The following is a 22,455-nucleotide window of genomic DNA, read 5'->3' as shown; positions in this document are numbered from 1 at the left end:
CTATACCCCGAACTCGGCCCTTTCAATAAGCTCGATCTGCATATCCCGGTTCAGGGTCACGAAGTAGGCATTGTATCCCGAGATGCGCACCAGGAGGTCCCGGTACTGGTCCGGGTTGGCCATGGCGTCGCGCAGTACCGCCGATGAGACAACGTTGAACTGCATCTGCATGCCGCCCAGGTCCATGTAGCTTTTCGCGTAGGAGTGGATGTGCTCCACGGCCTCTTCGTGGCTGTCCCCGGGGGCCGGCACCACCTTCACGTTGAAGGCGATGTTATTATTCATGTTTTCAGCCTTAAGCATTGACACGTCGCGGATGTTGTCCAGGAGGCTTTTCGACGCGTGGGCCTCGGGAGTAAGTCCCGGCGTAAAGGGCTTCCCGGCCAGCCGTCCCGACGGCAGCGCCCCCGTGAGGGTCCCGAAGGCAACGTGGTTGGACATGGACCAGAACCCGGCCGTGTATTTCCCTCCCCGGTAATTGATCCTTTTCCCGAAACAGTCATGGGCAAATTTCACCACACGGTTTGCCATGGCAAGGGCCCCCGCATCGCCGGAACCGAAGAGCGGCACCCGGTTTTTTATCAGCGCCAGAAGGGCCGCGTCATCCCTGAAGTTGCGTTCCACGGCGCGGAGCATTTCGGGGAAGGATATCTTCTTATCCTCGAAAACCAGTTTCTTTATGGCCATGAGGGAATCGGTCACGTCGGCCAGGCCGATACAGGCTGTTCCCGATGAATTGTAGCGGGCCCCTCCTTTGGTCACGTCCCTTCCCGACTTCATGCAGCCGTCGATCATTCCCGAGATAAAAGGCGTGGGCCTTATCACCTGGTGGGCCCGGCCCAGCATATTGTTGTAGGCACAGGACTGCCCGGCAAGAAAATCGAACTGCGCGCAGAAGGCACGGTAAAATTTTTCAAAGGTGTCGAAATCACCGGCATTTACGCTCCCTGTTTCGGGGCCCACATTCCAGCGCATGAGGGGATGCCTGCCGTTGTTCATGGCCATTTCCAGGGCCGCCACCATGTTGAACATCATGCAGTTGGTGTGGCCCATGTGGCGGCCCGAAAGCGTCGGCTCCACGCACCCCGTGGCGGACCAGTCCCGGAGATGCTTCACCGGGTAATTGAACTCACCCAGCGAGGCCATGACCGCTTCATCGTTATGTATAGACGGGGTGGCCGTGGTATTGAGATTCACCTCACTGAGACGCCGCAGGTAAGCCTCGCTGTTGATTCCCCGGTGGTACCGGGCATTCACATTGGGGTCCCGGATCTTCAGTATTTCCGTCACCTTAAGAAAAATGTAGGTCATGTCGTTCACAGCATCCTTCCCGTCCGGGGTCACCCCTCCCAGAGTGATGGCCTGGTCGGAAGAACTGCCCCCGAAAAGATAGTTCCCGATATCGGGAACCAGTGGCAGATGATCGGTGCAGCGCATGTACAGGCAGCCGATGAGTTCTATGGCATGGCGCGTGTATTCCTCCCGGGCCTTTTTCGTGGTGAGCTTTTCCATGTCGGCGGCGAAATAGGGCTGAAGCCACTGGTCCAGGCGTCCCAGGGAAAATCCCGCGTTGGTGTTCTCCATGTGTATCCCCACCCAAATGATCCACAGGGCGTTCACGGCCTCATCAAGGGTGCGGGCCGGGGACCGGGGTACGCGGCGGCATATGGCGGCAAGACGGGCCAGCTCCTTTTTCCTCACGGGGTCCTTTTCGGCTCCGGCCTCCAGGGCGGCCTGTTTCCACAGGTTTGCAGCGTAGGCATTGATCCCCTGAAACGATACCTTCATGGCCTCAAGCAATGCCCTTTTCCCCGCGTCCTTTCCGGAAGTTTTCCCCAGGTTTTCATCTATCTCCCTCATTATTCCCGCGGTTCCCTGCGACAGAACTTTCGGATAATCAATGATGGTGTGGGACAGGGCCACGGTCTTCCAGAGAAAGTAGACGGCAAAGCGCTCATCGAGCTGCTGGCACAGGGGATAGGACTCGGTGTCACGGACTAGTTCCCGGATATTGCGGTGAAACCAGAAGGGAAATACCTTTTTATGCAGCACCTCCACGGTTTCGGGATCCACATCGTAGGGGTTGAGAAAACGGTAGGGTGTTGTGAAGAGCTCGCCCCAGATCATGGTGCCGTGAGAATCGGGATAGAGAACAACGCCGATTTCCTTCGTGGTGGTGGTGCCGGCCACAAGATCATTCTTTCGTATTATTGGTTTCTTATTCTCCATGAGATGCCGGTAGGCCCGGGCCTGGCGCACTTCGGGAATCCAGGCATTGCCGTGAACATCTTCCTCAAAGCCATGCTCCCGGTACCACTCCGTAAGCAGCAGGGGCCGTTCATGACAGAGAGCGGGCCGCGCCGTGAAGTGTATGTCGAGAAATTCCTTCAGGCGCGGAAAATCATCGAGGCTGTAGGCGCTGAGATACGCATCATCGAGATACTTCACTCCCTTATCCCTGACGGATGCTTTAAGATAGGACGCTCTCTTCACCGGAACGGTAAGGCCGGAAGAGGCATTCTTGCCGGCCCTCTCTTTTTTCAATTCTTTCTGCAGTATCTTGATGTGTTTGTTCTTCAAGAGGACCGACAGGAGAAAGTTGAAAAGCTGCAGGTGGGCCAGGTTGCCACGGGGAACCATGCGGTTTTTCATGAGAAGATTAAACAGCTCATTGGGAGGACTCGACACCATCTTCCGCACCGCCGCCTCGTCCATGAAAACCAGGACCGCGTCGGCCTTTTCCGGCACAAAGGGATGAACCGAGACACGGCCGTCCCTGAAGGAGATGCCCTGCCGAACCGTTCCCTTTTCTGTTTCGATACCGATGGAAAAGTTCATCCATCCCCCGTCCCAGCGGAGATATTCCTTCAGCGATGCGCGGCGGTTATACACGGCCGCCATGAGCTTTAAAAGCAGATGCACCATCACGTTGGTTCCCCCTTTTCCCCTTGCCGCGCTTCGTCCTGTCATGCCGCTGTTCATACCGTTGCCTCCCTTATTTATTACCGGCTCCCGCCGATTCAAGGATTTCTTTTAGATATACGGCGGCGGCAATAATATCCTCCACACGCCGGTCCAGCACGGACCTGCTCTCCTCATTCACCTCGAAGAGCACCCTGCTGTTATAAAGGCTTATGATCCCGTGAAGATCGGACCACATCTTTGTGATGGTATACCCTATGAGGTCCCCGTCCACGACGAAATTGTTTTCCGCGGCGTAATCCCCCAAGAGCCTGTTGAAAATCCCGAAACACCGCATGGCCGTTTCTTTTTCACGCAGCGCCATGGGTTCCATATCGGTCCCAATGTAGTCGGTATATTTCGGTGTGGTGAGATTGAACATGATATCATAGTAAGCGGGATAGGTGATGCCGAAATCCACATACCCGTGAATCATGGCCTCGAGCCGTTCAACCAGGCCGGCATGTTTTCCGTACCCCTTCTCGAGCCGTTCATAAAGCATGTCGAATCCCCGCATGCGGATCATGAGGTTCAGTTCATCCTTGCCCGTCACATAGTTGTAGATGGTGGTGGCCGTGATGCCCAGCTTTGCGGCGATACGGCGCATACTCAGGTTGTTGAAGCCGTCTTCGATAATGAGCTCCAGGGCCGTATCGAGAATTTCTTCCCGGACAGCTTCAATCTCGTGGGGTAATCGCGGTGATTTGGGCATTTTTCAGTCCATGTTATGCTTTCTTATCAATTAACAGTGTTAGAATAACAGTGTTAATGTAAAAGTCAAGCTATTTTTATTCTTTTTGAGCAGGATATTTATCTATCGGAAACAGGCGATCGGCAGGCGGGGTCAGAGGAAGGTCACGGCTCCCCGAAAGCGTTTATGCCAGTAGGGATTTTTAATTTCAGCAATACTCACGGTTTTACCCGTACTGGGAGCGTGAATGAACCGGTAGTTGCCCAGATAGATGCCCACGTGGGATATGCCTTTCCGCGATGTCTGGAAGAATACGAGATCCCCGGGCCGGGCCCTGCGCAATGCCACTCTTGTTCCCGCCTCAAACTGGTCCCGCGTGGACCGGGGCACCGTGATGCGGTTCTGCCGGTACACGTACATGACAAAACCGGAACAGTCGAATCCTTTAGGGGTTACCCCTCCATAGAGATAGTCAGTTCCCAGGTATTGCTTCGCCGTTTCGACGATATTGCTGCGCCGCGCCGGGACATGACTGCGTATATTCCCGGGCCGGGAAAACATCCACCCGTCACGGTACAGAAATCCGCCCGATGAACATCCCGCTGCAGCCAGGGAAAAAATCATGCACAGAATAATGGTCCTCATATACCAGTTATCGGCCCCGGATCGGGCGAAATTGAGCGGTTGGCGATGAATTTATCGGACAGCAAACCGCTCTTCAAAGGCAGCGGCGGTCATTATATTGAGGATCCGGTTGAGGCCGGTCACGGCAAAAACTCTTTGAACGGGTTCACCCAGGTCATAGAAAATGACTTGAATACCGAAACCCGTTACCAGGTTTACCATCTTTACCAGGCTCCCAATGGCCGAGGAATCAATAAACTGTATTTCCCGGCAGTTCAAAGCCATTACCATGATATTTTTCTTCAGATACCCGTTCCAGATATTCTCGATATCCGTAATATCATAGATCGTGAAATGCCCTACCAGGTCCATGATAACCACGGACCCCTTTTCCCTGACTGTTATTTCCATGACTCATCTCACCACGATGTATGCATATAATCAAGAATAATCATGAAATCAAACCAATTTTTATAAAAATATATATCACCAATAAGATGAATTAAAATGCATCGGCGGGATAAACATCTATCCATGTTTTCCCTGATTCCATAAAATAATAATTGCATAAATCATTGACATTACTGCATATGCTATTTCTTTACAGTGTTATCCTCATTCCATAGTGGAGAAATCATATGAAAGTGCTTCAGGGCGGCCTTGAAAATGTACCGGGATTCAAATTTTCAGCCTTATCATGCAATATCAGGTATGAGGGAAGGCTCGATTACGCCCTCATTGTGTCCGATATACCGTGCAACGCCGCGGGACTTTTTACCACCAACCGGGTTTCAGCCGCACCGGTAAAACTCTGCAGGGAAAGGATCGGCAATAAAATACGCGGCATACTCATCAATGCCACGAACGCCAATGCCTGTACCGGTAACCAGGGATACGGCAATGCCCTGACGCTGACCGAAGACATGGCCGCGAAGCTCGGCACGGAATCCTCGTCGCTTCTCATGTGCTCCACGGGAATTATCGGCCACCAGCTCCCCGTCGAAAAAATGCTGGCGGCCCACGAAAACCTGGCCGGTTCGCTATCACGGGAAAACGGCGGAATTATCCCCAAAGCTATTATGACAACGGATACTTTCCCGAAAAGCATATCGGTCTCCTTCGAGACGTCAAAAGGCACATACACCATTGCCGGCACCACCAAGGGTTCGGGTATGATAGCTCCCAACATGGCCACCATGCTGGCCTTCATCATCACCGATGCCCCGGTAGCGTCGGAAAACCTGACGGCACTCTTCAGGAAGGCCGTCAAAAAAACCCTGAATGCCATAACCATCGACGGAGACATGTCCACCAATGATACGGCCCTGATATTGTCACCGGCAGGGGCCGAGCACCTTAAAGAAGACGGCGATCTTGCTTCCTTTTATGCGGCGCTGGAGCATGTCCTGATGGAGCTTGCCGCCATGCTGGTAACCGACGGCGAAGGCGCCACAAAGCTGGTAAGGGTCAGGGTTACGGGCGCGCAAAATGACGACGACGCATGGCGTGTCGCCCGGGCCGTGGCTCAGTCCGCCTTGGTAAAAACCGCTTTTTTCGGCCAGGACCCCAACTGGGGCCGCGTTGCCTGCGCTGCGGGCTACTCGGGCGCCGATGTTCACGAGGAAACCCTGACCATATCATTCGGCGACATCACACTGCTTAAAAACGGTACGCCCGTCCCCTTTGACCACGAAACCCTGAAAAATATCATGAAGAACCGTGAATTCGATGTGATGATTGATCTGGGCATGGGAACGGCAGGGGCCATGATGATGACCTGTGACTTCTCCTACGACTATGTCAAAATCAACGCCGAGTACACAACATAGATTTTCATATTGACAGAATGCCCGGGATGGTTTACCGATAGTATATGAGAACAGCTACAGTTTCCATAATAGCGGGAATCCTTATCATCGCCATTCCCCTCACGGCAGCGGAATCAAAAAAAAAGGAGCCCATTAAAACCAATATCACCATATTCGGATTCGATATCCGCATGGAAAACAATGATTTTCAGTATTACTCGTCCATCATCCCCCGAACGCTGAAAAAGTACCTTCAAAACAATACATCCTATATAATTGAAATAAAGAATGATGAAATAATAACCCTGAACGCAGCCCAGGAGAAGGAAGGCTCCGAAGAACTTCTGAAGCTCATGGATTCCATGTCGGATAAATATCCCGTTCCGGACCTTTTCATCGTCGGATTTATGCATACCAGGGAAAATGAAACCTTTATTGATGTCATCGCCTATAACACCATCACGGGCAAATCTGCTGTTTTCCCCGACAATTCCATAGAGACCGGCGTTCTCATGCAAAACTCCATGGATCTTTTTTCCACGAAACTGGGCAGACAGATTGAACTCTTTGAAAAAGAAAACATCAAACTGCTCACGCCGTCGCCGTACATTCCGCTGTACAACACATTCTCGCCTTTTTCCTTCGGTGTCAACGCGGGAAGAATGTTCATCGTCGGTCCATGGCACGACATTTATAACAATGCCTGGTTTGTAACTCCTCACCTCCGTTACGATTCGAACAGGCTCCTGGCCGGAACCGGTTTCATTTTCAACGCCGAATTTTTCTCCATCGATTCGGAGGACAAGGATGTCCCCAGCAATTCCACCATGCAGGTCTGGAACACATATATCGATTTCGAATACACTTATCCCGTACGGTCCCATATATTACTCGCTTTCACTGCAGGAGCCGGCACGGCTTTCACACGCACCAGGTTCTTTCTTCCCAGCGGGGGAGGCCCCGATGACCCCATTGTTGCCGATGTGAAGACTGTCAATTTTTCCACCGACGCCGCCTGCGCCCTGCATTTTGACTTCAGTCCCTTTGTATTCCGCCTTGGTGTTTCCTATAGAAGAATATTCTATACCGACCAGGGTTTTGACGGTTTATCCATTATGACCGGTTTCGATTTTCATCTTTAAAATTTACCATCTCAACAACAGGAGACCCGTTATGCTTCGTGAAGTACCCCACGTACGCCAGATAGAAGAAGAAGGATTCCGCCGATGGTTCAGTGATGAATTTTTCGATCTCATCGTCTGGTATGATGACAATAAGACCATGAAGGGATTCCAGCTATGCTACGGCAAAGAAGGCATTGAAAAGGTCCTGACCTGGAAAAAGCACAAGGGATACAGCCACGACAATATTGATGACGGTGAAGTCCCGGGACGGCATAAGAAAACCCCCATACTGACAAAGGACGGTCTGTTCCACGGTGGTATCATCGCAAAAAAATTTCTCGAAGCGGCCGGTGAAATGGAACATGACCTGGTGGAGTTCATTCACGACAAAATCCTCGCCTGCCATTGATGAAAATTAATTCTTGACATTTTTTATCCCCTATAATGTATTACTGTTTTTATCGGGCCAAACCCGATTTTTTATTTTTATGGGATTGGGGAGAAAAATACCGTGCCGGCATCCAAATTAGATAAAATTATACAGAATGACAGGGAATACCTCTACCAGAATTATGGGGAAAGACAGCAGGTCTGTTTTACCAGGGGTTCCGGTGCATACCTCTATGACCAGGACGGGAAGGAATACGTAGATTTCTTCACCGGCATAGCCGTGTCGAATCTCGGGTATGGCAATCCTGCGCTTCAAAAGGCGCTGCACGGCCAGGTTGACGCCATACTGCATTCCTCGAACCACTACTATAATCTGCAGCAGATCAACGCGGCACGCCTCGTTTCGGAATTGTCATTTCCGGGAAAAACCCTATTTGCCAATAGCGGCACCGAGGCAAATGAAGCGGCTATCAAACTGGCACGCCGTTATGGCATGAGCCTGGATGCTGAAAGATATGAAATACTTTCTTTCACCAATTCATTCCACGGCCGCACCATGGGAGCCATGACTGCCACGGCGCAAAAAAAAATCCATGAAGGCTTCGGTCCCCTTCCCCGCGGGTTCAAATACCTCCCGTACAATGACATCGAGGCCTTTGCCAGGGAGGTCAAAAAAAACCGGAATATCGCGGCAGTAATACTGGAGCTCATCCAGGGCGAAGGCGGGATCATCACCGTTGAAAAATCTTTTGTAAAAGAAGTCTTCAGCTTATGCAAAAAGTACGGCATCCTCACCATCATCGACGAGGTTCAGACGGGGATCGGGCGCACGGGAACGCCGTTTGCCTTCCAGCAGTATGATATCATCCCTGATGTGGTCACCATGGCCAAGGGACTCGGCGGAGGAGTTCCCATTGGAGCCATGCATACAAAGAATTTCCTTGTTGAACATCTCAGCAAAGGCCTTCACGGCAGTACTTTCGGCGGCAATCACCTTGCCTGCGCCGCAGCCGAAGCGGTGCTCAAGGAAATAAAAAAACCGAAAGTTCTCAACAATGTAAAAAAGGCAAGCCAGTATATAGTAACGCGGCTTGCGGACATACAGAAAAAGACCGATATCATCAAGGACATACGCGGGCTGGGTCTGCATATCGGATTTGAACTGACCATACCGGGAGCGGGACTCGTTAAAAAGGCTCTCCAGAGAGGCCTCGTAATAAACTGCACTTCCGAAAAAGTAATACGGATTATGCCGGCACTGACCATTCCCATGCCCGTTGTAAAAGCGGGTATGAATATTCTGGAAAAAATCATTATGGAAGAAGGTAAGGCACAGTGAAGATACCAAAAGTAAGGACAAAGGACCTTCTGAATGTAGCGGATCTAAGCAGGGAGGAAATTCTCAATCTCTTTGATTTTACCGTCAAACTGAAAAAAGAACGCCAGAAAGGGAAAAGGCATACCTATCTCAAGAAAAAATCCCTGGCAATGATTTTCGAGAAGAGTTCAACACGGACACGGGTATCCTTCGAGGCCGGCATCTACCAACTGGGAGGACAGGCCCTTTTTCTCAGCACGTCGGATATTCAGCTCGGGAGAGGGGAAACCTTCACCGATACAGCCAAGGTCCTGTCACGCTATGTGGACGGCATCATGATACGAACGGATAATCACCAGAAAGTGACTGACCTGGCGCGGGAGGCCTCTATCCCCGTCATCAACGGTCTCACCGATTCGTTTCATCCCTGCCAGGCCCTGACAGATTATTTTACCATATACGAACGAAACAGAGATCTGAAAAATGTAAAGATGGCATATGTGGGAGACGGAAACAATGTAGCCAATTCACTCCTGCTCTGCGCCGCCATACTTGGATCAAAAATATCCGTGGCAACGCCGAAAAAATATCAGCCCGATATAGCCGTGGTGGAAAAGGCATATCAGATATCCTCCCTGTCGGGAGCGGAGATAACCATAACCAGTGATATTAAAGCCGCTGTAAGGGACGCCAATTACCTCTATACCGATGTATGGATCAGCATGGGCCAGGAAAAAGAAACGGCCCGGAGGAAAAAAGATTTCGCCGGATTTAAAATTACCCTGGACCTGGTCAAAAAATCAGCCCCGGGATGCAAGGTGATGCACTGTCTTCCGGCGCACCGCGGTGAGGAGATCGACGCCAATGTCATCGATTCTCCCCACTCCATAGTCTTTGACCAGGCGGAAAACAGGCTGCACGTGCAGAAATCTATCATGTGCGCTCTCATGAGTTGAAATCATTAACTAAATAAATACAGGGTAAACAACCATTCCACAATATGAAAGAGGTATACAATGAAGGTTAAAAAAGTAGTACTGGCGTATTCAGGCGGACTGGATACATCCATTATCGTAAAGTGGCTCATTGATACATATAACTGTGAAGTAATAGCCTACGCAGCAAATGTGGGCCAGGAAGAGGAACTCGACGGCCTGGAGGCAAAAGCCATCAAGACCGGCGCCAGCAAATGCTATATCGAGGACCTCACCGAGGCCTTCGTCAGAGATTACGTGTTCGCAGCGATCAAGGCCAACGCAATTTACGAAGACCGGTATCTCCTGGGAACATCACTGGCCCGCCCCATCATAGCCCAAAGACAGGTGGAAATCGCCCTTAAAGAAGGAGCAGACGCGGTCTGTCATGGAGCCACGGGCAAGGGAAATGACCAGGTTCGTTTCGAAATGGCCTTCATGGCGCTGGCACCGGAACTGACAATTATCGCTCCCTGGCGCATATGGGACCTCAATTCCCGAAGCTCTCTCTTTGACTACGCCCAGAAGCATGGCATCCCCGTTCCCGTATCCAAGGACAAGCCCTACAGCATGGACAGGAACATCCTCCACATTTCCTATGAAGGAGGCATTCTCGAGGATCCTTACCGGGAGCCCGATGACAGCATGTTCATACTGACCAAATCACCGGAAGCGGCGCCGGACAAGCCCACGTATATTGAAATCGATTTCGAACAGGGCACCCCCGTGGCTCTGGACGGCAAACGCCTGGGTCCCGTCGAGCTGATGAAAAAACTCAACAAGACGGCCGGTGAAAACGGCGTAGGCCGCATCGACATCGTCGAGAACCGTCTCGTGGGCATAAAATCCCGGGGAGTTTATGAAACCCCGGCGGGAACGGTACTCCTGGCAGCCCACCGCGACCTGGAATCCATCACCCTGGACCGCGATACGCAGCACCTGAAAGACCGTCTGTCCAATGAATATGCGGAAATCGTGTACAATGGTCTGTGGTTTACCAAGAGACGCGAGTCCCTGGACGCCTTTATCAACGAAACCCAGAAAAACGTCACCGGTACGGTACGGGTCAAGCTCTACAAGGGCAATTGCGTGGTTGTGGGCAGAAAATCTTCCGTCACCCTTTATGAGCCCGATATCGCCACATTTGATGAAAGCGCCCTCTATGACCAGAAAGACGCCAGTGGATTTCTCCGTATCTTCGGTCTGCCATCGAGAGTGGAAGCCCTGCTGAAAAAGAAAAGATAATTCCGGTTAAACCTGCCAATAATAGAAGAGGGATGCTCGTCAACGGGCATCCCTCTTCTATTATTAATTAATGGAGGTGCCTTCATCCTCCCCGATACAAAAACAACGTCTGGCATGCCCTGCCGATGCAGTCCATACCAGACGATATAGTATAAAACTATCAAGGAAGTAAAAGAAGGGCAGCAGTTGGACACATCGGTCAAAGCATATTCCGGTATATCCTTATATCATCGCGATGGATATTTTATCCATCGCCTCCGTAGTACCAATATTAATGGAATCAGCATTGTTGCCATGAGGTTTAAAAGCCCGGGCATGGCTGTTTCGACACCGTGCCCTGTCCCGGCATGGGCGGCCGATCCGCATCCCCCGGCATTCCGGGAACCGGCCGTATCGTCAACGGCCGATCTGCCGTCATAACCGCCAAAACGGGGATCATCCTTTTCTTTTGTCAGATATTTGTCCACATCATCTACCCATTTCCAGGACTCACCCTCACCTTCACTGCCGGTAACGGAGAACTCCACGACGGCCCGGTGATCTTCATCCATGACCAGGGTCGTTTTTGAAGGCTGCAGGATCGGCAGCAGATGGGGAAAATCCGAGGCGCTGAGCGTTACACGAATACGATGGCCTTTTCTGAATACATTGCAGGTCGGCCAGAGTTCAATGGCGTATTCATAGAGTTCACCCTCGCTGATTTTTTCAGGTGTTTTGTCCGGTGAATCGTAGAAGGGATCAAAGGGAACATATGCCGGGTCAAGGGCATGTTCCGTTTCAGCCGGTGATTCCTGAGAATTTTTTTGACGGTGTGATGCCCTGAGCCATCCCGAGGTGATATTTCTGGCCCTTCCATCGGGGAATACATCATTCAGCTCAGCCACAAACTGGACATCCTTGTCATTCAACATATCCAGGATGAGATTTTCACTCATCCCGGTCTTGAATTTAATCAGTTTTGTCAGGGCATCGATCTTGAGCGGAAACAGTGTGTTGGGAAATTCAGTCCTGGCCCAGAATTTCAGAAGGACCGGTCCCGTGATCTCCATATCCTCCTCGAGCGGCTCCGTCGTAAAAGTCGGTATCTTCCAGTCGTCGCTGCGTTCATCTTCGAACCAGTAATCGGCGTCGTTATTTATACCCTGTTCCAGTTTCGAGGTCTGCTGTTCAATGGCGAAAAGACCGGCCATCCACCGGCAGTCGGACCGCGAGGACCATCCGTGGAGATACTGGTACTCGGAATGATTGAGAACGGGATCTTCTCCATCATAATCAACCGCGCCGGAGTCCCCGCAAAGGCCGTAAATCAGGTTACCCTCCCTGTTTGTAAAAGGGTCACCTTCTATGGGATCAATGACCGCCCTGGATAAGAACATGGTCTTTCCCGTCACACGGTCTCCCGGCAGGGGCCATGATTTTTCAGCGCGCCACCGGTCAACACCCATAACATAAAGCAGGACGGGATACTCCGCCATGAAGGAATCACTTTTATTTTTAATCTTCCAGTCAAACCAGCGGACTGCCAGTTCTCCGTTACTCAGAGATGTTACTCCCGGTCCCATGGCAGCCGTGGCGTGATACCATTCTCCCACTATCATGGCCTTGTCGGCTGCCGCATGATCGGCCAGGCCATACTGGAAATTATTGAGTGTGCCCCTGGTGAAGATATCGAACCAGCCCCCAATGGTCAGAACGGGGAGTGAAGTCGAAATTGTCCGAGTATCCCCTTCGGTGAATCCCCAGCCGGCCTGCGGTTTCACGGGCCAGTATATCATGGGCGATTTCCGGTCATAAAAGGGGCCGTCTTCAATATGGCCGGCGTCCATGATCCATCCCGCGGTGATGCCAAGCTGCTCCATGCTGGCCGTCCAGTTGAAAACAGCCTCGGCTATATCATAGGCAGTGACACCGTCATCATCCTGCCGGTACAGCAGGGACGGCATGAGGGCCATGATGTCCACGGTTCCCATCCACTGGGGAATGAAGGCCATGTCCACATTTCCGCCGTGCATCACTATATCCCGGTATGCGTCGCTCATGGGAACGGCCGGAAATATGGCCTTCAGGTGTACCGGCTCACCGGTCTCCTCATCGACATCGACAAGACCGGCCGTGAGCATCTGGATAATACCCATATAGGACGCCCCGTACATCCCCACCTGTCCATTGGACCATTTCTGCGCCGGGATCCAACGGTCCACGACATACTTGATATCATACTGTTCACAAAGATCAAAGGAACACCAGTATCCCCCCGACGAGCCCGTTCCCCGGATGTCGATGACCATGACGGCATAATCCATTTTCAGGAAGGGGAAAAGCCCCTTGATCATACCATCCCTGCGGTACGGCGTAGCTATAAGGATCGTGGGCAGTTTCTTTGCCGCCGCTGATGCGGGCGTGATCACCGTAGCCCAGAGTTTTATATCACCGTTTGAATGCGGATTGTCAATGGCAGGTACCGTCACCGCCTGGTTGAAATAGACCGTGGCGCCTGTAATGCCCGCATTAGCCAGGTCCTGATTAATGCTTTCCATTGTAACGGGATCAGTGCTGAACATGCCTTCCAGGGCCGACTGGGCCATGAGTTTTCCGGGAATTATCCCTATAAGGATCAGGCATAATGAAAACAGTATTTTTTTCATAGATATACCCCCACTGCCGCATTGAAGTGTGCCGCGGTATCTTTGTTGTCTGGCTTGATTGCTGCTTTAAAAATAAATGTAAAAACTACATGCTGCACTATAGAACAGCTTATAGATTCTGTCAATCAAGAAACCGTCCGGTTGGTTTTTTATGGCTATTATTACCAACTACAGTTACTCCCCGCCATACCTTGATTACCGCCCTTTTTCTCACCGGTTATTTGTGTCCCCTACATTTGCATTGACAGCCAAAAAAACAAAAGTATCATGAGGATATTACAGCGGCACAAGACTTATCCCGGACGGTGCATGACAATGAAATCATATTTAGCAGAAATAAAAAAAAGCTACATTGCGCGATACAAAAATCCGGCGGAACAGAAAATTGCCTGGCAGCGCGCGGCTGCCCTGTATCCCCCTCAAATCGATATATACGATAACCTTCGCCCCTCCCTCCTCCTGGCCCGCCATGGCGGTGATATGGGCCTGGCCCTGCTCTGGATCGTACAGGCCACACTGATACAGTCCCTGCTGCGGGCCGTAAAAGAAGTGCCGGTGCAGTCCCCGTCGATTTTGTCCATCATCGGCGGAGATAAAAAAGCCGCTCTCGGGGCCCTGGCCCATTCCGAGGCAGGCCATGAACCGGTGACCATTGCGGAAAAATGCGATTCCATTGTTATCTCGGGCGTAAAAAAATACATAACGGCCGGTATGAACGCCGACTTCATTCTTCTCACGGCACGCCATCGCGGCGAGGAAAAAATATCGCGCCTCGTCTTCATCCCCTCCCCGGAAATATCAACGGGAGAGATGGAGAACCTGGACCTGGGATACCTCGATACGACGACCCACGGCCGCCTCATCCTGCGCGAGAAAGTGCTTCCGCCGGGACTGGTCATACCCATGGCGCCGCCGGTCATACGAAAAAACATCAAGGTATGGGGTGTCGTGGAGCGCGCCCTGATAATGGAAGCTTATGCGGCCTTTGCCCTGGGCCTGGACCAGGACATGGCTATCCTCACGGGCGCCGCTGCCGGAAACCGTAATGAGCAGGCTGCCGTGGAAGAAATACTGACGACGATGATTGGGAATAACAATGAACTGATTGCAAAGGCCCTTAAGGGCGACCGGCTTGAACCGGATTACAGCAGCTTCGGCGCCGTACTGGCGTTCATCACGAAACTGAAAGACCGGGGCGCCGCTGTCGGGGATTCCATGCCTGAAGACATGGGGCTGCGTTTCCGGGACCTGGATTTTGTCCTATCCATGGCGGGGAAAAAATAAAGGGGGCCGTGGAGGTCCCCTGTTCCGAATATATGTTTTCAATTGATGTGATCAGCACAAATCTCCTGAATTTTTCTTTTTCTACATGGCAGCCTGAAACAGTTAAGCACTATAGCCGAGCACACTGCAAGTAATTTCTGACCCCCAATCCCCTTCCAGGGCTCTGACCCCCTGATTTACAATTAATTCCTTGCAAAATATACATACTCTTATGCAATGTTCATATGGGAGTCCGATTCCCTGGCTGAATAAACGTACTCTTGATTCCCCGGATGGTAACAGTCATGTTTAAAAGTATTGAACACACCATAGAATCTCTCGCGAAGGAACGATACATTTCCTCCAAGGAAATAGCCACCACGGTGTACCTGGCCCTCATGATGGAAAAACCTGTCCTGGTGGAAGGCCCCGCCGGTGTGGGGAAAACGGAACTGGGCAAATGCGTGGCCTCGGCGCTGAACCTGGACCTGATCCGCATGCAGTGCTACGAAGGACTCGATGAGGCCAAGGCCCTGTACGAGTGGGAATATGCCAAGCAGCTCCTGTATACGCAGATTCTGAAAGACAAACTCTCGGCCCTGCTGCAGGATGAAAAAACCCTGACCGAGGCAGTCAACCGACTATCCTCCGAAGAAGACGTGTTCTTTTCAGAAAAATTTCTTATACCCCGGCCCATTCTCAAGGCCATTACCAGCGAGAAACAGAGCGTACTGCTCATTGACGAAATAGATAAAAGCGACTCGGAATTCGAGGCCTTCCTGCTGGAGGTACTCTCGGATTTCCAGGTGAGTATTCCGGAAATCGGCACCATCGTAGCAAAGAAAAAACCCTTTGTAATACTCACTTCCAACAGCGCCAGGGAAATGTCCGACGCGCTGAAGCGGCGGTGCCTGCACCTTTACATAGATTATCCCAGCCGTGACCTGGAGGAGCGGATCGTTTCGCTGAAAGTCCCGGAATGCGGCAATACCATGATCAACGATGTTGTCCGGGCCGTGCATAAAATCCGGGAGCTTCAGCTCAAAAAGGAACCCAGCATAAGCGAAACACTGGACTGGGCCAGGGCCCTGGTACTCCTGGGCTATGAACACCTGGATCATGATATAGCCGTGACTACGCTGAACTGCATCCTGAAATATGAAAAGGACATAGAACTGGTCAAAAAGCATGCCAGGGAAATCTTTGTCCATTAAAAGGGACCATGATGCCGGCAAAAATCAACACACCTCCCATCCAATCACGGTTTTATGATTTCATCGACGTTCTTCGCGATGCCCATATCCGTATTTCCACCGATGAGATACTCTCCCTTTTCAATTCCCTGTCCCACACGGTTATTGAAGACAGAAACATCTTCAGGCAGACACTGAAAACAACACTCATAAAAGACTATACGGATATTCCCCTTTTTGATGAATGCTTCACCCGTTTTTTTGAAAAAGGCGATTCCCTCGAAGCCTTTCTTGACGAGGCTGATAACACCAGGGAGCAGGATCTTTCCGATGAACAGAAAAGGGACCTGGAATCACGCATGGATTCCTTCCTCGATGAACTGACACGAAACGATATCTTCGAAAAAACCGCCGAAGAGCTCCTCTCGCTTTTTCTCGATGAATTGATGGAGTCCGATTCGGGCGGCGGCGGCATGGGGATGATGCTCTTCCAGTCGCGGAGTTCGGTACAACAGTCCTATAGCAGTCCGGCGCGCCGTGACGGCGAAGAGGGTCTCGGCGAGGGAGAAAGGGATAATTTTTACGACCAATTGCTCCTGGGCATGATGAAAAACCGCCTCGACAAGAAAAAGATCGGCTCATCTCTCCAGGAGAGGGAGGATTATCTCTTCAACAAGTATATCTACCAGCTTACCCCGGCAGAAATACGGGAAATGCGCGAACTCATAAAGCGATTCGGCCAGAAACTGAAAAACAGGATATCTCTCCGAAAAAAGAAGATGAAGCACGGCAGTATTGACATCAAGCGGACCTTCCGCAGCAGCCTGCAGTATGACGGCATTCCCTTCAAGATATATAACCGCAACATGAAAATCGACCGGCCCCAGCTCGTCGTCCTCTGCGATATTTCCGGTTCCGTAAGCCAGTATACGCGCTTCATGCTGCTCCTGACCCATACGCTGCAGGGCCTCTTCAGCAAGGTGCGCACCTTCGCCTTTATCAGCACCCTGGTGGAAATCACCCCCCTTTTCAGGGAGATGGACCCGGAGCGGGCCATGAATTCCATCTTCGCCGATACAGATTTCACCTATGGCTGGGGCAGTAATTACGGCCGCTGTTTCGACCAGTTCATTGGCAATTACAGCGATGCCCTCAATAAAAAGACCTCCGTTCTCGTGCTGGGCGATGCCCGCAACAACAACCAGGACCCCGGACTGGACTCCTTTATCAAAATAAAGGAACGATCGCGCAACATCTTCTGGCTCAATCCCGACAGGAAACATCTCTGGGACTGGAGTGACAGCATTGCCTCGGTTTACCAAAAACATTGTGTAGAAATGAAGGAAGTAAATAATTTTCTTGATCTTTCTGAGTTTATTGATAAACTATTCCTTGATAAATGAAAGATTATGATCAAATTGAATATTTTTCTGCTTTACAAAATGGGCGCTACTTTATAATCTTAACTAAGATGTGACATAAACGACATAATTTTTCCAAATAAATGTTGACAGCCCGATAGTTTCAACATATAAGATTCGATTCTTGCAGATGTACAGGGGAGGACTTGATGGATATTTCTTTCAAAGAATTGGGTGAACACAAAATCATCCTGGTCAGTGGAGAAGTGGATCTTTATAATGTCAGTGAATTAAAAAAAGCCCTTTTCAGCATCACCGACGGCAAATTTACCAGCGTGGTTGTGGACATGGCCAATGTTAATTACATGGATTCCTCGGGCATCGGGGCCCTGGTGGCTGGACAAAAAAAAATGAAGGCTCACAATGGGAAATTCGCCTTGATGAACATACATGATGACGTTCTCAACATTCTCAAGCTGGCAACACTGGATAAATTCTTTAAAATCTACGATACCGAGGACGAACTTTTATAACAACTGGCTGATCAACTTTCCCTTTTCATAAGAAGCATGGTGGTATCATCATGCGGCGGAACATCCCCCCTGAATGCGTCAATATCATTAACCAGCAATTCAACAAACTCTTCAGCATTGAGATGGTGATTGTCGAGAATCATCTTCTGAACACGGTGCAGTCCGTATTCTTCTCTCTGGGCGTTGCGCATCTCCGTAACACCGTCAGTAAACATGATAACGATATCCCCGGGATTGAGTTTTACCTTTGCCTGGGTATAATCCACATCCTCCATGAGGCCAATGGGAACCCCGTCGAGTTTTGCCGTAGTAACGGCATTAAGATTTGCCCGGTAACAGTAAAGAGGCCCGTGACCGGCATTAGAAAAGGAGAGCTCGCCGGTCCTCCGGTCGTATATCAGGAAAAACAGCGTGGCAAATTTATCTATGGCGAAATCGGCGCTCAGCGAATCATTGATGGCCTTTACCACGCTGGCGCAGTCAATATCTGTCCGGGTGATATAGGAAGTAAAAACAGTACGGATCATAACCATGACAAGCGATGCGGGAACCCCCTTACCGGAAACATCACTTATGAGGGCCCCGACGCGGAATTCATCAATATCGATATAATCGAAATAGTCCCCGCCGACCCCCTTGGCAGCCTTGGTATATCCCTTTAATTGCACCCCTCCCTTGTTGTAATATTCCATGGGATTGAGGCCCTCCTGGATATCCTTGGCCATCTCGAGCTGTTCTTCCATGATCCTGGATTCGATTTCCTTGTTTTTCGCCTCTTTGATCTGAGCGGTCATTACATTGAATTCCCGGGCCAGCATCCCCAGTTCATCGGAACTGCTGATCTCGATGCGGTAATCCAGGTTGCCCTGGCCGATCTCAGCGGCCCCTGATGAAAGCTTCTGGATCGGTTTGATGATGATGCCGGCGAGAATAATGGTGCCTATTATGGACAGAAAAAGAAAAGACAATGAAATGAGGGCGATAATCTTCACGACCCTGGCCACCTCTTCCCGTATGATAATGTCCGAGAGTCCTATAACAACAAAACCGATATTCTTCTTGTCGAACTTGTTCAGAACGGGACGGGCAAAATCATATATTTTACCTCCCCTCTCCTGTGGGTCCTTGTAGCTTACGATGGTTGCGTTTGTCTCTCCACTTTTCGTATTGAGAGAACGGTTTACGTTATCCTCAATGGGGCTCCCGATGGCGCGCTCTCCGCGGTGGTCAAAATACTGTATGATCTGTCCCTTCGCATTCAGGACAAATGCGTATTTCAGGTAGGAGATTTTCTTGAGATCATTCACAGCTGCTATAATGGCAAGTTCATCAATGCCTATTGATTCCTGGGCCGTATTGGACAGGTGAACCATTTCACGCTGCATCGATTCAAAAACCTGGGAGGAAAGCAGGTTGCTTTCCCGCCAGACAAAAAAGACAGTTATGGTCAGGAGGATAATGGAAACGAGGGATATTATAGCCAGGGTGAATTTAAGGCGAAGGCCGAATCGGATCTTCTCCCGTTTCGTTTCCGGAGAGCCCGATTCCGGCTCTGCTTTTTTATCCTGCTCCCTGTCTGCCGCTTCCTTTTTATTCATCCATTACCTTCCAAGAAATGCCAGTGATTTCCTGATATTATTTTTAGCCTTCACATGTGTCGGATCAATGGCCAGGACTTTACGCCACTCATCAATAGCCTTCTGGAAATTATTACTGGTATAATAATTGATTCCACTGTAATAATATTTTTTAACCAGTTGATTCTGTTCAGGCGTAAGCCTGGGTTTTTTCCCCGCCGCTCCCTGTCCCGGTTCAATGCGAAGCATTGATTCAATTTTATTGGCCCCGATTACGGCCTTGACATTTTCCGGGTCCCGCTGGGTTATCCAGCGATACTGAACCAGGGCCTGCTCATAATTATCCCTGCCGCCCCTCTGGTAATATGTTCCCGCCAGCTGAAGACGACGTTCAACTTCTCTTTTATCCGCCACGGTCAGGTTGTCTTTTTCCGCGGTCATACCGCCACGGGCCGCGGCTATATACTGATTTATACCAGGATAATTGGCATCGATTGATTTAATCAACTCGAATTTTTTCAATGCATCGGGAAACTTCTTCTTTTTCAGCGAATCTTTGCCTTCATTTATGATCCGCAATGAAAATTCTTTATAGGAATCAGGACTCAGTTTCAAGTCGCATTTTAATATGTATTCCGTGGCAATTTTATTCTTGGGAAAAAGTTTCAATATCTGGTCCCACTTTTTCCGGGATTCAAAATACTTGCCTTTATTATACAGACCCTTACCTGAAATCACCAGCGAATTGACTATGTCATAATAAGGAGAAAACTGGTCCACCTCCTCCTCCGACAGCTGTCTCTGGGCATCCTGGGCTCTCTGGAGGTAGTCCTTTGCCGGTTTATTGTCCGGGTCAAGACTGAGTGTTTTACTGAAGGCGGAGATGGCTATACGGTAATTCCCTTCGGAAAAGGCCAGTATCCCGTCCTGAAATTCCTTGTTGATGGTAAAAAGACGGCGCTCCTTTTCCTTTTCCCGGTAGTCTTTTCTTAACCTGTCCATGCCGGCGATCCGCTGCTTTGTATCCTTATAGTCCTCTATAAGGGCCAGGGCGCTTTCAAAATCCTCAAGGGCCAGGTCGAAATTATTCGCATCGACATTTCGTATCCCCGATTGATAAAAATCCTCGGCCTGAAGCTTCCGCTGCTCGAACCTTCTTATCTTATCAAGCTCATCATTAACTTCAGTGATATACTCTTTCGCATCACGGTTATCGGGGTCAAGACTCAGCACCTGAACAAACTCCAGGTGTGCCATCTTGAACTCTTTCGCCGCAAAAAGCTCCTTCCCCTTCGCCATGAACTGCTGTATCTTCTCAAACTTAAGCCTATTGTCAATGGCCAGCCTGCAGGTCCTCTTTCCCTCTATGGCGATTACGTCGCTGGGCAGAAAAGAGAGTATATCATTCCATATTTTAAGAGCCTGCTCATACTGCTTTTCCTCCATGTGCTGCTGGGCCATGGCCCTGAGACGAAGGTTTTTCTCCTGCAGTTCTCTGGACAGGCGCCGCCGCTCCTCCTCGGCAGAGATCTGGTCATTAAGCCGTCTCATGTCGTCCTTCAGCGCCTGTAGTTCCTGATCCTCGGGGTCTATACGGTAAGCCTCAATATAGCTGTTGATTGCAATTTTCGCTTTAGACTTTCCCAGTTCGTAATTGGTATCCAGGATTTTTTTTGCAATCTGGTAATTCAGCTTGGCCGTCTGCAGGGCCACATCCTTTCTCTGCTTGAGCTCATATATCATTTCAATCTTGTTCTGGATCTTTTCGTTATCAGGCTCAATGTCCAGGATGTTGAGCCACAGGGCTATGGCGCTGCTGAATTCTTTTTTATCAAAATGCTCCTGCGCGCGATTATCCAGCTCATTAATATTCTGGGAATGGACCGATCCGGTCATGAAAACAACAACCGTAAGGACGGCTGTAATACATGGTATGAACAATTTTTTGACCGGTTTTTTCATGTCTTGATACATATTATAAAGGGATTTTACTTTTCATTATTTAGACAGTGCGCGGTGAAATTAGTTAATAAAAAGATCCGTACTTTTAACCCGCTGCACTGATATATTGCTATTATCGGCTCCAGTCAAGCATTATCAGCACTGATAAATGCTCCTGATACCGGCTGAAAACGATGATATATGGATCATTTGAATGCTCATATCATTAAAATGACATACTCTGTTTATAAAAAATATCCCCTTCCCCTCGGAAAAGTCTTGAAAAAAAGATGCTGATATTTAGTCTGTACGAAGTTTTGCGGGTGTAATTCAGTGGTAGAATGTCAGCTTCCCAAGCTGAACGTCGCCGGTTCGACTCCGGTCACCCGCTCATCAACTCCTGATATATTCAGGAGATAGAAGCTACCAGACAACTGGCGTTTCTCTAAAATACCCAAATGTAGCACAAATGTAGCAAAAATTTGTGCCACGAGGAGAAAGAGAAATGACCGGTAAACCCAACTAACGAAAACGTAATAATAAAACCATTCCTGAAGGCCCTTGAAAAGATCGGCATAACCGAGGAGGAACGGCAAGAACGGTGTATTTCCTTTCACAGCTTCAGGTATCCGGCCAACAGTGTCCTTGTTGAAGCGGAAATCCCTGCAGTGAAAATTCATGAATCAATCGGTCAATGACCTAAATTTAAAATTCAAATTAGTTTGATTACTTAGATTCAACAATTAAGTGCAACACCTTTCTTCAAAAACAATTCCATCGGTGTTGAAAAATCAAGCCGTTTTCTCG

The 22,455-nt window shown here is 49.8% G+C and carries 17 protein-coding genes and 1 tRNA gene; 11 read left to right on the top strand and 7 right to left on the bottom strand.

Annotated features, from left to right (window positions below; all coding sequences use genetic code 11):
* From CVV44_16175 to CVV44_16160, 4 genes are all read right to left on the bottom strand, one after another.
* The gene (locus CVV44_16175; GenBank protein PKL37370.1) at window positions 1–2,970 is read right to left on the bottom strand and encodes a formate acetyltransferase; all 2,970 of its coding nucleotides are present in this window, start codon (window positions 2,968–2,970) and stop codon (window positions 1–3) included.
* A gap of 25 nt (window positions 2,971–2,995) precedes the next feature.
* Window positions 2,996–3,673: a hypothetical protein gene (locus CVV44_16170; protein PKL37171.1), complete on the bottom strand. Its 678-nt coding sequence runs from the start codon at window positions 3,671–3,673 to the stop codon at window positions 2,996–2,998.
* Window positions 3,674–3,805: 132 nt separating this feature from the next.
* On the bottom strand, window positions 3,806–4,297 hold the full coding sequence (locus CVV44_16165; protein PKL37170.1) for an NlpC/P60 family protein: 492 nt from the start codon (window positions 4,295–4,297) through the stop codon (window positions 3,806–3,808).
* Between the two features lie 51 nt (window positions 4,298–4,348).
* Complete coding sequence (locus tag CVV44_16160) at window positions 4,349–4,687, bottom strand: hypothetical protein (GenBank protein ID PKL37169.1); 339 nt, start codon at window positions 4,685–4,687, stop codon at window positions 4,349–4,351.
* A gap of 227 nt (window positions 4,688–4,914) precedes the next feature.
* On the opposite strand from CVV44_16160, the gene CVV44_16155 reads away from it, so the two are divergent.
* From CVV44_16155 to CVV44_16130, 6 genes are read left to right on the top strand one after another with little or no spacing between them, the layout of a single operon-like run.
* Window positions 4,915–6,105 carry an ornithine acetyltransferase gene (locus CVV44_16155; GenBank protein PKL37168.1) on the top strand — a complete coding sequence of 397 codons (1,191 nt, stop codon included), beginning with the start codon at window positions 4,915–4,917 and terminating at the stop codon, window positions 6,103–6,105.
* Between the two features lie 44 nt (window positions 6,106–6,149).
* On the top strand, window positions 6,150–7,226 hold the full coding sequence (locus CVV44_16150) for a hypothetical protein (GenBank protein PKL37167.1): 1,077 nt from the start codon (window positions 6,150–6,152) through the stop codon (window positions 7,224–7,226).
* A 31-nt stretch (window positions 7,227–7,257) separates the two neighbouring features.
* The gene (locus CVV44_16145; GenBank protein PKL37166.1) at window positions 7,258–7,617 is read left to right on the top strand and encodes a hypothetical protein; all 360 of its coding nucleotides are present in this window, start codon (window positions 7,258–7,260) and stop codon (window positions 7,615–7,617) included.
* A 39-nt stretch (window positions 7,618–7,656) separates the two neighbouring features.
* Window positions 7,657–8,937 (top strand): aspartate aminotransferase family protein, encoded by a 1,281-nt coding sequence (locus CVV44_16140; GenBank protein ID PKL37165.1) that lies wholly within the window; start codon window positions 7,657–7,659, stop codon window positions 8,935–8,937.
* Window positions 8,934–9,872 (top strand): ornithine carbamoyltransferase, encoded by a 939-nt coding sequence (gene argF, locus CVV44_16135; protein ID PKL37164.1) that lies wholly within the window; start codon window positions 8,934–8,936, stop codon window positions 9,870–9,872. Before CVV44_16140 ends, argF begins: the two co-directional genes overlap by 4 nt.
* A gap of 60 nt (window positions 9,873–9,932) precedes the next feature.
* Window positions 9,933–11,135 (top strand): argininosuccinate synthase, encoded by a 1,203-nt coding sequence (locus CVV44_16130; GenBank protein ID PKL37163.1) that lies wholly within the window; start codon window positions 9,933–9,935, stop codon window positions 11,133–11,135.
* 227 nt (window positions 11,136–11,362) lie between these two features.
* On the opposite strand, the gene CVV44_16125 is transcribed toward CVV44_16130, so the two are convergent.
* Complete coding sequence (locus CVV44_16125; GenBank protein ID PKL37162.1) at window positions 11,363–13,780, bottom strand: hypothetical protein; 2,418 nt, start codon at window positions 13,778–13,780, stop codon at window positions 11,363–11,365.
* 315 nt (window positions 13,781–14,095) lie between these two features.
* Between CVV44_16125 and CVV44_16120 the strand changes: the two genes are divergently transcribed.
* The 4 genes from CVV44_16120 (at window position 14,096) to CVV44_16105 (ending at window position 18,130) form a co-directional block, all read left to right on the top strand.
* Entirely contained in the window at window positions 14,096–15,064 is a 969-nt protein-coding gene (locus tag CVV44_16120) for a hypothetical protein (GenBank protein PKL37161.1), read from the top strand.
* A gap of 284 nt (window positions 15,065–15,348) precedes the next feature.
* Window positions 15,349–16,257, top strand: a complete 909-nt coding sequence (locus CVV44_16115) for an ATPase (protein ID PKL37160.1) — start codon at window positions 15,349–15,351, stop codon at window positions 16,255–16,257.
* 8 nt (window positions 16,258–16,265) lie between these two features.
* Complete coding sequence (locus tag CVV44_16110; protein ID PKL37159.1) at window positions 16,266–17,639, top strand: hypothetical protein; 1,374 nt, start codon at window positions 16,266–16,268, stop codon at window positions 17,637–17,639.
* Window positions 17,640–17,806: 167 nt separating this feature from the next.
* Window positions 17,807–18,130, top strand: a complete 324-nt coding sequence (locus tag CVV44_16105) for an anti-sigma factor antagonist (protein PKL37158.1) — start codon at window positions 17,807–17,809, stop codon at window positions 18,128–18,130.
* Window positions 18,131–18,141: 11 nt separating this feature from the next.
* On the opposite strand, the gene CVV44_16100 is transcribed toward CVV44_16105, so the two are convergent.
* Window positions 18,142–19,728, bottom strand: coding sequence for a hypothetical protein (locus tag CVV44_16100; protein ID PKL37157.1), 1,587 nt, complete (start codon window positions 19,726–19,728; stop codon window positions 18,142–18,144).
* Between the two features lie 3 nt (window positions 19,729–19,731).
* Window positions 19,732–21,669, bottom strand: a complete 1,938-nt coding sequence (locus CVV44_16095) for a hypothetical protein (protein PKL37156.1) — start codon at window positions 21,667–21,669, stop codon at window positions 19,732–19,734.
* Window positions 21,670–21,967: 298 nt separating this feature from the next.
* On the opposite strand from CVV44_16095, the gene CVV44_16090 reads away from it, so the two are divergent.
* Window positions 21,968–22,039 (top strand) — tRNA-Gly (locus CVV44_16090).
* Window positions 22,040–22,455: the final 416 nt, after the last annotated feature.

It is taken from the genome of Spirochaetae bacterium HGW-Spirochaetae-1, assembly GCA_002839375.1.
Taxonomy (GTDB): Bacteria; Spirochaetota; UBA4802; order UBA4802; family UBA5550; genus PGXY01.
The sequence above is the reverse complement of the archived record's forward strand: the minus strand, read 5'-3'. Positions and strand labels throughout refer to the sequence as shown.